We start from the raw sequence: 14,351 nt of genomic DNA, 5'->3' as shown, positions 1-14,351 counted from the left end.
CGCATCGGCGGTAGCAACAGCGGGCCTGATGTCCTGGACTACGGGGGCATTCTTTTTTGTCGGCGGACTGCTCGCTGCCGCGGTGACTGCACTGACGGGCGACGGGTTGGGCCCTCGCGCCATCGTGTTCGGGGTAGCGCTGGTCGCGGTTCTCACTGGCATCCTGCTGTATCTGATGGGTGAGCGGATGCCGGTGCGTGCGCACCCGATCTTGGTCTCGCTCGGGACCGTGCTGATCACCGTTGCCATTCATTGGCTTCCCGGCGTCACCGCCGCCGCCACGCTGTCGTCGTTGTATGTCTTCGTCGCCTGCGACGCCGCGTTCTTCTTCAGCAGGCGCATCACCGGCCTGGAGATCGCGTTCGCCGTGGTGTGCTGCATGGCGGTGTTGGGCACTCGCGAGCAACTGCAATGGTGGATCGGGGTGATCCCGGCCGGGGTGACGGTGGTGGTCGGCATGGTGGTCGCGATTCTGGCCCGGATCGCCGCAGAAGCCGATATCGATGTGCTCACCGGCCTGCTCAACCGGCGCGGCTTCGAGCGGTTGCTGAACGCCGAGATCGGCAAGGCCGGCCGGCTCGGCCAACGCCCCGCGCTGGTGTTGGCCGACCTGGACCGCTTCCAGACGAGCAACGGCCACCTCGACCAGCCCACGGGCGATGCGGTGCTGCAGCAGGTCGCCGACACCTGGTGCAACCTGTTGGAGTCGGAACAGACACTGGCCCGGCTCGGTGGGGACCTGTTCGCGGTACTGCTCCCGGACACAACCGAACCGACCGCGGTCGCGCTCACCGACCGCATGCGCGCGGCGACAACCACCGGCTGCTGCGCGGGCGTTACGTCATGGCAACCGGGCGAACCGGCATCTATGCTGGTCAGCCGGGCCGATATGGGCCGATATCGGGCCAAGCAGGCAGGCCGCAACCTGACCAGGCTCGAATCCGGGCAGCGCATTGCCCTGGCTGAGGAGCTGCGCCGTGCCATCGCGGACGACGACCTGGAAGTCCTGTACCAGCCGATCGTCAGCCTGCCCTGCGGTGGCAAGGTGGTCGGCGTGGAGGCGCTGCTGCGCTGGTCCTCGGCCATCGAGCCTGGCCTGAGCTCGAACGGGGTGATCCGCGCCGCGGAGGAGTACAACCTGATTGCCGACCTGGACCGGGTGGTGCTACACCGGGCCTGTGTGGACGCAGCTTGGCTGCACAGAACTGTCGCCGATCTCGACCTCACGCTGAACGTCAATGTCAGCGGTCTGGAGTTGGCCGACAGCGATTACGCCCACCGGGTACGGAGCACTCTGCGCAGCACCGGCTGGGACGCCGGGCAGCTCGTGCTCGAGGTCACCGAGACGCAGTTGGAGGCCGAGTCACAGAACGCGATCGACAACCTGAACGCTTTGCGGAACACCGGCGTACGCATCGCCATCGACGACTTCGGCACCGGTTACTCGTCGTTGAGCAGGCTGGCGGCCATTCCATCGGACATTCTCAAGGTGGACCGGTCCTTTGTTGCGGCGATCACCACGGACGTACCCGCGACGCCGCTGCTCAGGGCGATCAAGGCGCTCAGCAAGGCGCTCGACATGGAGGTCATCGCCGAAGGGGTGGAGAACGCGCACCAAGCGGCGGTGCTCGCCGATCTTGGCTTCTCGCTGGTGCAGGGCTACCTCTACGGCGGCCCTCAGACCGTGCAGGCGATTTTCGACGAACTCATCAAGCAGCGCGGCGCGGCCGCGCACAACGAGCATTGATCATCGACTGTCACCCAGGCCGGGCCTCCTGGACCGGCGCGGCAATCCGGGCGGATAGCCGCGCCGGCCGCTGCTACCGTTCGGTCAGTGTGGCGATGACGGGGTATTTGGTGTTCAGCGTCAGCGAGGAGATGGGGGTCATGTCCGGCTTCTCGACGGTCCACTCGAAGCGCCGCGCTATGGTCGACAGCGCGAGCTGCATCTCCATCAGCGCGAACGCGTTGCCGATGCAGATGTGACCGCCCGCTCCGAAGGGCAGCAGCAGGTTACGGTCGCGGGAGGCCACGGCGTCGGGAGCGAATCGGTCCGGGTCGAAAGTGTCCGGCCGGTCCCAGAATTCGGGGTGCCGGTGCGCATGGTAGTAGCTGTAGATCACCGAGGTTCCAGCCGGGATATGGAAGCCGCCGATCTCGTCGTCCTCCGCGGCGCGGCGCTGCCCCATCCAGGCCGGCGGCTTGAGCCGCAGCACCTCGTCCAGCACCTGCTTGGTGTAGGACAGCGCGGGCAGGTCGGTCATCGCCGCGTGCCCGCCGGGCAGTGCGCCGTCCACGCTGTCGTGCAGTCGCTTGCGCTCGTCGGGATTCACGCTCAGCAACAGCATGGCCGACGTCAGGGCCGACGCACTGGTCTCGTGGCCAGCGAACAGCATGGTGACGACCTCGTCGCGCAACTCCTTGTCGGTGAAACGCTCGCTGGTGTCCTCGTCCTCGGTGCTCATGAGCATGGACAGCAGGCCGCCTGTTTCCTTCTCGCGAAGTTCGCGGATGACTGCGTAGACGACGGCGTCCATCTCGGCGATCGCCCGCCAGAAGCGGCGGTGGCTGGGAGTGGGAACCTTCAAGGGCACGAACGGCATTCGCACGAACCGGCCCAGTTCCACATTCGCGTTCTCCGCCGACCGGGCGAAGTCGGCAACATAGGCGCCGCGCGGGTCCAGGCCGAAAAGCGCGCGCACCACGATCCGGAGGGTGAGGTGGCTCAGCTGCTGACCCAGGTCGACCGTTTGCCCGGTGCGGGCGTACTCGGCCCATTCCGCGCACAGGGCGTCGACCTCGGCCACCATGATCTCGCTCAGCTCGGCGATCTGCTTGTGGTGGAACGCGGGTTGGACCAGACGCCGATTGCGGCGCCAGCGATCGTGGTCGGAAATCGACGCCAGGCCACGACCTGCGAACGGCTCCATCAGGTCGTACATCTGGGTTTCCCGCGTGAAGTTCCGCATGCGTTCCTGCAGGATGTACTTGATGTAGTGCGGATGGGTCACCCCGAGCATGGTCCCGTTCACCAGCTGGAAGCGAAAGACGTTGCCGTGTTCAGCCATCGAGTCGGACAGGAACGCAATCGGGTCGTCGACGAAGCGTTTGGTATTGCGAATGCGGCCCCTGACCGACGGAGGAAGCTCTTGGGTGGCAACAGAACTGGACATAACCACTGATTAAAGCCGAGATTGCCCCGGCTCACCGGCAACGGTAAATCCGCCGCTCTCATCAGGAGTGGTGAAATCCTTGGTGGTCGTGCACCGTGGCCGGCGCGCCCGAATGCACCCACGCTCCGGGATGGACGCGCGACCCTGTCGAGGCGTGGAGATTCACATCACGCATGGTGTTCTGACAGGCGCTGGTCGACGTTGCCACTTGCCAAATGTCGCCGTGGTGGTTCCTCAGCTTTGCCGCACGGCGGTCAGGGCCTGCTCGCAGAGCCGGTCGAGTTCCTCGAGCCCGCCACCACCGTCGTTGTCGAGCCACACGGCGGTGGCGGCGTCCAGGCAGGCCAGCGCGGTGGCCACGATCGCCCGGCCGCGCAGACCGGGCGGGGCATCCCCGGCGCCGAGCCGCCGCTCGACCTCCGGGACCAGATCTTCCTGCCAGCGGAGGTGTTTCTCCAGATGGGCGGCCCGCAGCGCGGGCGAGGTCGCGACCAGGCGGCCGATAGCCACGCCGCGCTGCGGCGAGTGCATGTTCAGCACGGTGAACGCATGCCGCAGCGCCGTCCAGATCGGTTCGGAGTCCGGGCGTTGGCGTAGCGCCGCCCCGATGACTGGGCCCTGTTCGCCGAGATCACCGAACACGATGTCTTCCTTCGTGCCGAAGTAGCGGAAGAAGGATCGGCGCGAGATACCGGCCGTGGCGACGATCCGGTCGACCGTCGTGTTCTCGAATCCGTTGTCCAGGAAAAGCTTCAGCGCGACATCGGTGATCTCCTCACGCACCCGGTTGCGGGTGCGCTCCCACAACGGGGCGGCGGTCTCGGGCTGGCCGGGGTACGCGGTCACGTCATTCATCGTAACCGTTCGATGTCCAGCGGACCCCATGCGCCTCATCGACATCTAGTGCTAGTCTGGCACCAAGTGTCAAGGAGGAATCAAATGCCATTCGATCATCACGGTGCGCTGACACTCGTCACTGGCGCCAGCTCCGGAATCGGCGCAGAATTCGCCCGTCAGCTCGCTGCCCGAGGCTCCGACCTGGTCCTCGTCGCCCGCCGCGAGGCTCGGCTCACGACCCTGGCCGCGGAACTGTCGGCCACCCACGCCGTGACCGTCACCGTGCTCGCCTGCGACCTCGGCGAGGCGGGCGCCGCCGCCCGCCTCGCCGACCGGCTGAGTGCACGCGGGCTGCGGCTGACCGGGCTGGTGAACAACGCCGGTTTCGGCACTCACGCACCCTTCGACCAGGAGGACCCCGACCGGCTCCGCGCCGAGATCGCCCTCGACGTGCACGCCGTGGTCGAGCTGACCAGAACCTTCATCGACGACCTGCGTGCCTCCGAGCACGGCCTGCTGATCAACGTCGCCAGCATGGCCGCATACACCCCGGTCCCGCGCATGGCGGTCTACGGCGCGGCCAAAGCGTTCGTGCTCAGCTTCACCGAGGCGCTGTGGTACGAACACCGTGGCACCGGCCTGCGCGTGCTTGCCCTTTCTCCGAGCGCCACCGAAACCGAATTCTTCGACACCGCCGGCGCGGCCGCGGCCTCCGGCATCCGGCGATTGCAAACACCGGGCGAAGTGGTGCGGACCGCGCTGCGGGCCCTGGACCGGTGCAACCCACCCCCCAGTATCGCCGTCGGCCGGCTGAATCGGCTGGCGGTATCACTGAACCGCCTGGCCGGCCGCAAGCAGTCCGTCCTGATGATGGGCGCCCTCACCGCCCGTGCGGCCGACACAGCAGGTGCCCGATGAGCACCGCGCTCGTCCTTGGCGGCGGCGGCATCGTCGGACTGGCTTGGCAGCTGGGCATCTTCGACGGCCTACGCAGCCAGGGCACCGAACCAGGCGCCCGTGAGTTGATCCTGGGCACCTCCACCGGCGCCGTGGCCGGTGCTCTGCTCCCGCACCCGCAGCCGGTCGATCACACACAGGTGCTCGAGCAGCTCGAATCGCTGGCACTGGCAATGTCGGACGGCCCGGGCGCCAGCGATTCGACCGCCCTGCTCGATGCCATGCTGACCACGCCGAAGGATCTGGGCCGATGGCGGCCGACGCGCAGACCATCCCGGCCCAGCGATACCTAACGTTGCTCGCCGCCCTGGTCGGCACCGCGTGGCCGGACCGGTTCGCGTGCACCGTCACCGACGCAGACACCGGCGAATTACACGTCCGGGCAGCACAATCCGCCGTGCCACTCGCAGCTGCCGTCGCCGCCGGCTGCGCTGTCCCACTGCTGCTCCCCCTTGGTCGCCGTCGGGGGTCGGCGCTACATGGACGGCGGCATGAACAACCCGCTCAACGTCGATGTCGTCGCGGGCCACGATCGCGTCGTCGTGGTGTCCTGCTTCCCGCTCGCACCCGCCGGGCCACCGCATCCCGCCCTGGCCGCACAGCAGCAGCGCACCGAACGCGCCCTGGCCGACCTGTCAGACCACCATGCGGGCACTCCCGCGAGCTGCACGGCGTCGGCTCAGGTGTCCCCTAGTACCGCACGGAGCGCGGCCTCGGCGGCGTCGAAACACTCGGGGAAGGCACCCTCGCCGTTGGCCCAGCGACCGAACGCCTCCTCGGAAATGATCGAGGCCACCCGCGCGGTGAGGTGCGCCTCGGTGGGGCCGGCCCCGCGCTGTTGCAGGGCCTCCCGGAGCGCTGCGGTGATCGCTGCCGACTTGCTGCGCTCGCGTTCCAGCAGCTCCGTACTGGACTCGATGATCGCTCTGCGTCGCCCGGAATCGGCGACCATTCCGCTGACTGCCGCACCGACCTCACGAAGGGCCGATAGTGCCGCCGGCAGTGGCGCAAGCCCGGGATCCGCAGCGAGAACCGCCTCGGACACGGCGGCCGGAAGCCGCTCGGAGCCGGCGAAAAGAATCTCGCGCTTGTCCGGGAAGTACCGGTGGAAGGTCCGCCGGGTCAGCCCTGCCCGCTCCGCGATGTGCGTCACTGTCACGGCGTCGTAGCCGTGCTCGCCGAACAGGTCCAGCGCCGCCTGTCGCAGGCGTTCCGGCGCTCCGGGGTCCCAACGTGCCATGCCCGCATCCTACCTATCGCGATGACTCACTGTGACATCGATGCTAGCGTGGTGATGACACAATGAGACATCGCAGGATGGAGGAATCATGGCGCAGGGTGAGATCTGGATTCTTGGAGCCACCGGACGGGTCGGACGGGCCGTCGCGGCGCAGATCGTGGCGGCCGGGGCCGTCCCCGTGCTGGTCGGGCGCGATGCCGGTCGGCTGCGCACCGTGGCCGCCGACCTCGGGCTCGACTCCGACTCGAAGATCGTCGTCGCGTCGGGGGCGGAGGCCATGGCGGCTGAGATCACCCGGCAGCGGCCCGCCGTGGTCGTCAACACCATCGGCGGCTACGCCGAGACCGCCGTCCTGCTCGCCCGCGCCTGTATGCCCGGCGGTCACTACCTCGACCAGGCCAACGACCCGGCCGCCTTCGATCGCCTGTTCGCCCTGCACGACGAGGCCGCCGCCGTGGGAAGCACCCTGGTGGCCGGTGCGGGATTCGGCGTGGTCGGAACCGAGGCGATCGTGGCACGCCTGTGCGAGAACCGTCCCGTGCCGAGCCGGGTTCGGGTGGACACCTTCGCCTCGGTCGCCGTCGAGGAAGGAGTGCTGGGCACCGCCCTTGCCGCCAGCATCGTGGACGGCTTCGCGATGGGTGGCCGTCGCTACGACGGTGGTCGGCTGGTCAAGACCCGCCTCGGGGAGGAAGTCCATCACTTGACCCTGCCCGATGGGGAGCGCATGTCCTCGGTGGGTGTGCCCTCCGGTGAACTCATTGCTGCGCACCGGGTCAGTGGGGCCCCCTCGGTGTCAGCGACCTCGGGCCTCATTCCTGCCTCGCTCGCCGTTCGGGCGGCCCTACCGCTGCTCTCGGCGATCCTGCGGATCCGGACGGTGCGGACCTTCGCGATCGGCTGGATGGCCGGAATCAAGGCCAAGGCCGCCCCACGCCCACGCACCCATACCTGGGGCCACGCCGTCATCACCTGGCCCGACGGCACCGTCCGCGAAGGTTGGCTGCGGGCCGGCGACGCAATGGAGTTCACCTCTGCCGTTGCCGCGCAGACCGCGCTCCAGCTCGCCGCGGGTAAGGGACGGCCCGGCGCTCACACCCCGGCCGCCGCCCTCGGCCTGGACCTCGCCACCGCTGCCGGAGCCGACTTCGTGGACGAGGCCCTGGTCTGACCACCATGGCAAAGGACCAACACGTCGCACAGCGCACCGGTCCCCGCGAAGCCCGAAGGCTGCGACTGTTGCCGTCCACACCCGCACGGTCCACGACCTACCGGCCGCCACCCGAGCCGTGACAACAGCTTTTCGATCAGGACCTTGCGAACCTGGGATGAACTCGGCGCCGTGCCGAGGCGGGCGGCCGTTGGTGCCGGGCGCCCGGGACGGCGCCGATCCCGACCGCAATCGTCCTGCGCTCTTTCTATCGGCGGAGGCTCCTCAGGCCGGTGCGGATTTCGCTGATCAGGATCTCGGGCTGCTCGAGAGCTGCGAAGTGTCCGCCCTTGTCGGCCTCGCCGTAGTGGATCAAGTTGCTGTAGGTGTCTTCGATCCAGTTCCTCGGCAAGCGTGGAATGTCCCGTGGGAACACGGTCACCGCGACCGGCAGTGTCAGCTTCGGGCCGGCCATGCTGGCCGATCGGTTCTCCCAGTAGATGCGGCCGGAGGACGCGGCACTGTTGGTGAACCAGTAGAGCGATATCGTGTCCAGCATGTCGTCGGTGCTGAGAACGTCCTCGGCGAGCCCGTGGTTGTCCGTCTTGGATTGGAACTTTTCGTAGATCCAGGCTGCCTGGCCGGCCGGAGAGTCCGCCAGCGCGAATCCGACGGTCTCCGGCTTCGTGCCCTGAAGGTGGTTCGATCCACCGAGGGCACCGGTGTAGAGGGCGAGGCCGTCCACGGCGTAGCGCTCCTCGGGAGACAGCGTCTCGGGTATTTGAGCGGGGAAAGCGTATGGAGTGTTCAAGTGAATCCCGAGTAGGCCCTCGGGTCGCATGGCCCCGAGGGTGGTGGTCACGACCGAACCCCAATCACCGCCCTGAGCCGCCCAGTTCTCGTAACCAAGACGGTTCATCAGCTCCACCCATGCGGTGGCAATACGCGATACCGTCCAGCCGGTTTCGGTCGGCTTCTCGGAGAACCCGAATCCGGGCAGGGACGGGACGACGACGTCGAAGGAATCTTCGACGTCGCCTCCGAACGCGACCGGGTCGGTGAGTGGGCCGATCAGTTTCAGGAATTCGACGATCGAACCCGGCCATCCGTGCGTCAAGATCAGGGGCATCGCGTCCGGATTCTTGGACTTGACATGGATGAAGTGGATATCCAGTCCGTCGATCGTGGTCAGGAACTGAGGGAAACGATTGAGCTCCGACTCGAATCGGCGCCAGTCGTACTCTCGCTCCCAGTACGCGACGAGCGATTTGGTGTTCTCCACGCGGACACCCTGTGTCCAGTCGGGGACGGTTTCCGGATCCGGCCAGCGAGTCCTGGCCAGCCGTTGCGCGAGGTCCGCGATCTCGGAATCCGAGATCGCGACACGGAACGGGCGGACGAGGTCCGATGGTGCGGGCGTCAGCGCGGTCATCGCCTGGTTCTCCTGAACTCTGGTTTCACGGTGCGGCAGCCTGTTGCGCATCAGTGTGCAGATTACGCAACTGCACACCAGTGTGCAATCATTGATTGGTGCGGATTGAAATCTCGAGGTGCGCTGCATGAGTGACACACAGGAGCGGATTCTCGACGTCGCGCGCGAGGTCCTCGGGAAGAACCCTGACGCCGGCATGGGCGACATCGCCTCCGCTGCCGGCGTGGTCCGGCGTACCGTCTACGGCCACTTCCCCTCCCGCGGCGACCTCGTGCTGGCGCTCACGCAACGGGCCGTGAGCGAGATGGCGGCCGTACTCGCCGAGATCACCGCTGCCCATGGAGCGGCCGACGAAGCGTGGGTCGATTTCATCGCTCACCTCTGGCCATTGACGCACCGTTACCGAGTGCTGGTGGTGCTTCGACGCGGCGAGTACGGAGAGGAGATCCACTCCCTCCTCGGACCGGTCGAGAAGACGCTTGCCGATCTCGTCGAACGAGGCCAGGACAGCGAGGCGTTCGGACGGCACCTGCCCGCGGACATTCTGAGCGAGGTCGCCTACGCCGCCGTGTTCGCCATCGCGGACAACGACCTATCGCATGGAGCTCTCGGCGTCCGCGCAGCGACAATGACGAGCCTGCTCATGTTGGGAGTTCCCGAGGCGCGCGCAAAGTTCCTTCTGGAAGACCAGCCGTGATGCGCCGCACGTGACACGGGCTGCTTGGAGCAAGGCAGCACGCAGCGGTCCCGAGCGCGGGCTCTACGGCCCGCCCGGCCTACCCGATCGGGTCGCCAATGTTGTACCGGCCCGCCCGATACCCGCAGGGTGCAGGTCGATGGGTATCGGGCGGCGAGAACTCCGGATGACCGCCCGGCAGCCACGAAAGTCTGCACGAACTGCTGGCCCTTTACGAGCGTCTGCACCTGCGCAACACAGAAGACTTCTCGCGCATCACCGACAATGAACTCGCCATCCGTTCTGCCTGGTGGGAACTCGGCCCGGTGGAACTGCGGTTCCGGCTCGAGCGGTACATCTGGCACCCCCGCGACCATGCAGTCTCGATCGACAAGATCCTCGACGCGTCCGGTCGTCGGCACACCGCCAATCACCGCTTCGCAGCACGTCTGTTCAGCGGATTGGGAACCGCCGAAGCAGCATTGATCGGAGCCGACGGATTCCTCGCCGACCGGGTCGAAGCTCTGGCGACCACGATCAATGAACGAGCCAACGAAGCCGCACATCTGCTGAGGCAGATTACCGACAGCAAGCCGAGCATCCGGTAGCTGACCTTCCCGGCCCGGCGTGCCCACCACCTGTGAAACCGATGCGAGGACGACAATGTCTCCACCCGACCTGCAACAGCCCTACTCTTATCATCGGCGAACCGCCTCTGAGCCTGATCACCGGCGATATCCCGGCTGGCGGAAAATGACTGAGCAGGAATGGAATTCGCCACAGTGGCAGCGGGCTCACTGTGTCAAGAACCTCCAGCAACTCCGCAACGTCACTGGGGAGCTGCTCAGTGATACCTTCTTCGCTGATCTCGAGCGCGACCAGCGCGAGCACGCGACAATGTCCCTGCTGATCACGCCGCACATGATCAACACGATGGCGGTCGATGCTCCGATCGATGGACCTGGGAGCCTCACCGACGCTCACCCTCGCCCCGCAGGCGCGCCTGGAGGCGATGCTGGCCTACCTGCGAGCAACACCGACCGTGCGGGATGTCGTGGTCTCGGGTGGAGACCTGGCCAACTTGCCGTGGCCACGGCTCGAAGCGTTCGTCGACGCTCTGCTGGACATCGACTCCATCCGCGACATCCGTTTGGCGAGCAAGGCGTTGATCGGCCTACCCCAGCACTGGGCCGACGATCACGTAGTCTCCGGGATCGCACGACTGGCCGGCACCGCACGCGATCGCGGTATCCATGCCGTACTACATCTACCTCTGCGACATGATCCCCTTCAGCGAACACTGGCGTATCTCACTCGCCGAGGCTCAAACCCTGCAACTGGACATCATGGGGTACCTCCCGGGCTTCGCAACACCACGGATCGTGTGCGATGTACCCATGGTCGGTAAGCGCTGGGTACACCAGGTGGCCCACTACGACCGGATACGCGGAATCTCGTACTGGTCCAAGAACTATCGCACCATGGCTAGATGCCGCCGACCCTGAGGCGCTGAGTCGGCTGTACCCCTACTACGACCCCCTTCACACCCTTCCCCCAGAAGGGCAGCAATGGTGGTCCGATCGAAATCACGACCGCCCTGAGTCCACACCGCAACAACAACTCGCGTCATGATGTCGGAGCCCAGGACGGCACGCCCCGAATCGGGACCTCGGCCGGTAGCATCGTCGCCCGTGACGCTGCATCTCTTCGACACGGCCACGCGTACCCTGCGGGAATTCACCCCCCTGATCCCCGGTCAGGCCACGATTTACCTGTGTGGGGCCACCGTGCAGAGCGAGCCTCACATCGGACACGTACGCAGCGGTGTCGCCTTCGACGTGCTGCGCCGTTGGCTCCGGGCCACCGACCACCAGGTGACCTTCGTACGCAACGTCACCGATATCAACGACAAGATCCTGCACAAGGCCGCCGAGGCCAGCCGCCCCTGGTGGGAATGGGCAGCCACCTACGAACGCGCTTTCGACCGTGCCTACGACACCCTCGGCATACTGCCGCCAACCGCGCAGCCTCGCGCGACCGGGCACATCACCCAGATCATCGAGCTGACCCAGCGGCTCATCGCCGCCCGCCACGCCTATGCCGCCGCGGGCAACGTGTACTTCGACGTGCACAGCTTCCCCGCCTACGGCGCACTCGCACGGCTCAACCCCGAAGACCTGCAACAAGGTGAAAGCCTGGGTATGGGCAAGCGCGACCCCCAGGATTTCACCCTCTGGAAGGCCCACAAACCGGGCGAGCCGGTATGGCCCTCACCGTGGGGACCAGGCCGACCCGGGTGGCACGTCGAGTGCTCGGCCATGGCTACCACCTATCTCGGTGCAGAGTTCGACATCCACTGCGGCGGAATGGATCTGCTGTTCCCACATCACGAGAACGAAGTCGCCCAATCCCGCGCCGCCGGTGACGGCTTCGCCCGCTATTGGCTACACAACGGGTGGGTTAGCCTCGGCGGGGAGAAGATGTCCAAATCGCTCGGCAACGTGCTGTCCGTGCCGAACGTGCTCACAAACGTCCGGGCCGTCGAGCTGCGCTATTACCTGGGCAGCGCCCACTACAGGTCGATGCTGGAGTACTCCGAGCAGGCACTCGACGACGCCGCTGCCGCATACCGGCGGCTGGAAAGCTTCGTCCGCAAGGTCAACGATGACGCCGACGGCGTGCCAGCAGGGAAGTGGACCGATGCCTTCGCCGACGCGCTGAACAACGATCTCGGCGTACCCAAAGCTCTCGCCGAGATCCACCAGCTCGTAACCGAAGGCAACAAAGCGCTCGCCGGAAACGACACAGCCACAGCCGCCGACATCGCCGCCCAGGTGCGCGGAATGCTCGACATTCTCGGACTCGATCCACTGAACTCGCACTGGGACCACCGTACGAACTCCCCAGCAACCCAGCACGCCCTCAACGCTCTAATAACCGCACAGCTCGAACAGCGCGAGTCAGCCCGCGCAGCCCAAGACTGGCCCGCCGCCGACAAAGTGCGCGATCGACTCGCCGCCGCCAACATCGACGTGACCGATACCCCCGAAGGGCCGACTTGGGCATTCCACAAAAAGTAGCCGCAGGAAATACCCTGGGAACCCACCTTCGAGCTGACGAATCAATCTAACCGATCATGAGATAGTCCGGGCTTCGAATGATCGCGTGTCGAGTTGTGGCGGAGTACTAGCCGCGAGGCCTCATGGCGCGCAGGGACTCCACGTCGAAGGGACCGGTGCCCAGGATCTGGTGCACCTCCCACTCGATGATCTCGATGCGGGCCTGCCGGTGCGCCGCCAAGGGGTCTTCGGCGGCGACGCGGGCCGCGTCGTCTCGCGAGTGCGCCCGCATCACGTACAGGCCGGTGCTGCGATCTCGCGCCGGTCCGGACATGACGACCGTGCCGTGATCGTGCTGCGAGCGCATCCAGCTCAAGTGCTGCTCGAGCAGTGGGTCGTCGGCATCGACCGGGTGCGGGTCGTGGCGAAGCACCAAATACCAGTTCACCGATTCTCCTCATCGAATGATTTAGCACGAGGTTGGTGCCGGGTGTCGACGCGACCGCTATAGCTCCCGAAGAATTATTCCGTCTGCTGTTACCGTAGAGCCTGTCAGCCCGATTCAGCAAAGTTGAGCGGAATAATTCGTCCGAAAATGAATGAGGGCGTCATGACTGAACAACCACGGCTGGTGGGCAAGCGGGCACTGGTCACCGGTGGCAGCAGGGGTATCGGCGCTGCGATCGCGCGGCGGCTGGCGGCCGACGGCGCGGCGGTCGCGGTCAACTACGTCGCCGACGCGGCCTCGGCCGATAAACTTGTCACCGAGCTGACCGGCAAAGGTCACCAGGTCGCGGCATTTCGCGCCGACATCAGCGATCCCGCCCAAACTCACGACCTGGTGGGGCGAGCGGTGGGGGCGTTCGGCGGCCTGGACATCCTGGCCAGCAACGCCGGTGTCGAGCACTTCGGCGCACTGCAATCCATCACGCTGTCCGACTTCGACCGAATCTTTCACATCAATGTCGCTGGGCAGCTGTTCGCCACCCAGGCTGCCGCGGCGGCGATGACCGGCGGCGGGCGGATCCTGCTGACCTCCTCGATCAGCGCCCGCATCGGCGTCTACCAGCACACCCTGTATGCGGCAAGCAAGGCCGCTGTCTCGGCGATGGTGCTCAACCTGGCGCCCGAGCTGGCCGAACGCGGCATCGCAATCAATGCGATCGCACCCGGGGGCACCGCCACCGACATGGCCGCCGAAGCCGGCGCGCGCTACACCCCGCCCGCATTGCGCGACGTTGCCGCCGATGCAGTCATCAGATCGATGAACGCCGTCGGCAGGCTGGCTGAACCCGCCGAAATAGCCGCAGTCGCCGCGTTCCTACTGTCCCCGGAGGCGTCCTACATCACCGGAGCTACCGTCGACGCGTCCGGGGGGTGGATGTAGTGGCCGAGGCGGTCAGGCCGACACGACGATGCAGCGCCACAATGGGTTTCGGAACGCGTGGCGGTCCCGACACCAGCGACGCGCGCAACACCCTGGCCGCATGATCGCCGGGCAATTCCACGGCCGTTACGGTCTCGACGTGTTTGCCGTGGCGCAGCGCCGCCTTCCCTTGTGCCGCACGCAGGTTGCGCACCCAGTTGACCGTTCCGTAGGCCGCCACCAGATATCGCCGGTCGTCTTGTTCGAACACCGCCAGCGGCGTTTCGATCGTGCGGCCGGTGCGACGCCCGGGCACCGTGAGGACACGGAAAGTCCACATCGGCAATCCAGCGCGTATCACGATCCGCATCCACGCGTTGGACGCCCTTACGCCCCCCATGCTCGATACGGCTTGGCCATGAATTCGAATGTCCGCCTGTCCGGTGGCGTCTGCCACCGAA

At 66.4% G+C, this 14,351-nt stretch carries 14 protein-coding genes; 8 read left to right on the top strand and 6 right to left on the bottom strand.

Annotation, left to right across the window (positions count from 1 at the left end; genetic code table 11):
• The first annotated feature begins 82 nt into the window (after positions 1–82).
• Entirely contained in the window at positions 83–1,747 is a 1,665-nt protein-coding gene (locus KO481_RS25155; protein ID WP_308166774.1) for a putative bifunctional diguanylate cyclase/phosphodiesterase, read from the top strand.
• Between the two features lie 73 nt (positions 1,748–1,820).
• Here KO481_RS25155 and KO481_RS25150 read toward each other — a convergent pair whose 3' ends face one another.
• Together KO481_RS25150 and KO481_RS25145 are read right to left on the bottom strand one after the other, a co-directional pair.
• Complete coding sequence (locus KO481_RS25150) at positions 1,821–3,173, bottom strand: cytochrome P450 (protein WP_215920244.1); 1,353 nt, start codon at positions 3,171–3,173, stop codon at positions 1,821–1,823.
• A gap of 234 nt (positions 3,174–3,407) precedes the next feature.
• The gene (locus tag KO481_RS25145) at positions 3,408–4,019 is read right to left on the bottom strand and encodes a TetR/AcrR family transcriptional regulator (RefSeq protein ID WP_308166773.1); all 612 of its coding nucleotides are present in this window, start codon (positions 4,017–4,019) and stop codon (positions 3,408–3,410) included.
• A gap of 93 nt (positions 4,020–4,112) precedes the next feature.
• Here KO481_RS25145 and KO481_RS25140 point away from each other — a divergent pair, with 93 nt between their 5' ends.
• Together KO481_RS25140 and KO481_RS25135 are read left to right on the top strand one after the other, a co-directional pair.
• Positions 4,113–4,928: an SDR family NAD(P)-dependent oxidoreductase gene (locus KO481_RS25140; RefSeq protein ID WP_215920238.1), complete on the top strand. Its 816-nt coding sequence runs from the start codon at positions 4,113–4,115 to the stop codon at positions 4,926–4,928.
• A complete protein-coding gene (locus KO481_RS25135; protein WP_215920236.1) occupies positions 4,925–5,260 on the top strand; it encodes a patatin-like phospholipase family protein in 336 nt (111 codons plus the stop codon). The genes KO481_RS25140 and KO481_RS25135 overlap by 4 nt, the downstream gene beginning before the upstream one ends.
• 386 nt (positions 5,261–5,646) lie before the next feature.
• Here KO481_RS25135 and KO481_RS25130 read toward each other — a convergent pair whose 3' ends face one another.
• Positions 5,647–6,207 carry a TetR/AcrR family transcriptional regulator gene (locus KO481_RS25130; protein WP_215920234.1) on the bottom strand — a complete coding sequence of 187 codons (561 nt, stop codon included), beginning with the start codon at positions 6,205–6,207 and terminating at the stop codon, positions 5,647–5,649.
• A gap of 88 nt (positions 6,208–6,295) precedes the next feature.
• On the opposite strand from KO481_RS25130, the gene KO481_RS25125 reads away from it, so the two are divergent.
• Positions 6,296–7,378 carry a saccharopine dehydrogenase family protein gene (locus tag KO481_RS25125; protein ID WP_215920232.1) on the top strand — a complete coding sequence of 361 codons (1,083 nt, stop codon included), beginning with the start codon at positions 6,296–6,298 and terminating at the stop codon, positions 7,376–7,378.
• Positions 7,379–7,625: 247 nt separating this feature from the next.
• Here KO481_RS25125 and KO481_RS25120 read toward each other — a convergent pair whose 3' ends face one another.
• Positions 7,626–8,789, bottom strand: a complete 1,164-nt coding sequence (locus KO481_RS25120) for an epoxide hydrolase family protein (RefSeq protein ID WP_215920420.1) — start codon at positions 8,787–8,789, stop codon at positions 7,626–7,628.
• Between the two features lie 127 nt (positions 8,790–8,916).
• Between KO481_RS25120 and KO481_RS25115 the strand changes: the two genes are divergently transcribed.
• The 3 genes from KO481_RS25115 to cysS all read left to right on the top strand — a co-directional run bounded on the left by KO481_RS25115 (position 8,917) and on the right by cysS (position 12,545).
• Positions 8,917–9,486 (top strand): TetR/AcrR family transcriptional regulator, encoded by a 570-nt coding sequence (locus KO481_RS25115; protein WP_215920230.1) that lies wholly within the window; start codon positions 8,917–8,919, stop codon positions 9,484–9,486.
• Between the two features lie 305 nt (positions 9,487–9,791).
• Positions 9,792–10,073 carry a hypothetical protein gene (locus KO481_RS25110; RefSeq protein WP_215920224.1) on the top strand — a complete coding sequence of 94 codons (282 nt, stop codon included), beginning with the start codon at positions 9,792–9,794 and terminating at the stop codon, positions 10,071–10,073.
• A gap of 1,083 nt (positions 10,074–11,156) precedes the next feature.
• Entirely contained in the window at positions 11,157–12,545 is a 1,389-nt protein-coding gene (cysS, locus tag KO481_RS25105) for a cysteine--tRNA ligase (protein WP_215920222.1), read from the top strand.
• A gap of 106 nt (positions 12,546–12,651) precedes the next feature.
• On the opposite strand, the gene KO481_RS25100 is transcribed toward cysS, so the two are convergent.
• Positions 12,652–12,972 carry a YciI family protein gene (locus KO481_RS25100; RefSeq protein WP_215920220.1) on the bottom strand — a complete coding sequence of 107 codons (321 nt, stop codon included), beginning with the start codon at positions 12,970–12,972 and terminating at the stop codon, positions 12,652–12,654.
• A gap of 162 nt (positions 12,973–13,134) precedes the next feature.
• Here KO481_RS25100 and KO481_RS25095 point away from each other — a divergent pair, with 162 nt between their 5' ends.
• The gene (locus KO481_RS25095) at positions 13,135–13,911 is read left to right on the top strand and encodes an SDR family NAD(P)-dependent oxidoreductase (protein WP_245401446.1); all 777 of its coding nucleotides are present in this window, start codon (positions 13,135–13,137) and stop codon (positions 13,909–13,911) included.
• Here the strand turns inward: KO481_RS25095 and KO481_RS25090 are convergent.
• The gene (locus KO481_RS25090) at positions 13,880–14,230 is read right to left on the bottom strand and encodes a nitroreductase family deazaflavin-dependent oxidoreductase (protein ID WP_215920218.1); all 351 of its coding nucleotides are present in this window, start codon (positions 14,228–14,230) and stop codon (positions 13,880–13,882) included. The genes KO481_RS25095 and KO481_RS25090 overlap by 32 nt on opposite strands.
• Positions 14,231–14,351 lie beyond the last annotated feature (121 nt).

Source organism: Nocardia albiluteola, assembly GCF_018860155.1.
GTDB classification, from domain to species: Bacteria; Actinomycetota; Actinomycetes; order Mycobacteriales; family Mycobacteriaceae; genus Nocardia; species Nocardia albiluteola.
Note: the sequence above shows the minus strand (reverse complement) of the source record. Positions and strands in the feature narration are given on the sequence as shown.

What these genes read in the sequence shown, in the direction of transcription:
- KO481_RS25140 (WP_215920238.1), top strand. Translation starts at nt 4,113, where the DNA reads ATGCCATTCGATCATCACGGTGCGCTGACACTCGTCACTGGCGCCAGC.
- KO481_RS25130 (WP_215920234.1), bottom strand. Translation starts at nt 6,207, where the DNA reads ATGGCACGTTGGGACCCCGGAGCGCCGGAACGCCTGCGACAGGCGGCG.
- KO481_RS25125 (WP_215920232.1), top strand. Translation starts at nt 6,296, where the DNA reads ATGGCGCAGGGTGAGATCTGGATTCTTGGAGCCACCGGACGGGTCGGA.
- KO481_RS25115 (WP_215920230.1), top strand. Translation starts at nt 8,917, where the DNA reads ATGAGTGACACACAGGAGCGGATTCTCGACGTCGCGCGCGAGGTCCTC.
- KO481_RS25095 (WP_245401446.1), top strand. Translation starts at nt 13,135, where the DNA reads ATGACTGAACAACCACGGCTGGTGGGCAAGCGGGCACTGGTCACCGGT.
- KO481_RS25135 (WP_215920236.1), top strand. Translation starts at nt 4,925, where the DNA reads ATGAGCACCGCGCTCGTCCTTGGCGGCGGCGGCATCGTCGGACTGGCT.
- KO481_RS25150 (WP_215920244.1), bottom strand. Translation starts at nt 3,173, where the DNA reads ATGTCCAGTTCTGTTGCCACCCAAGAGCTTCCTCCGTCGGTCAGGGGC.
- KO481_RS25120 (WP_215920420.1), bottom strand. Translation starts at nt 8,789, where the DNA reads ATGACCGCGCTGACGCCCGCACCATCGGACCTCGTCCGCCCGTTCCGT.
- KO481_RS25090 (WP_215920218.1), bottom strand. Translation starts at nt 14,230, where the DNA reads ATGTGGACTTTCCGTGTCCTCACGGTGCCCGGGCGTCGCACCGGCCGC.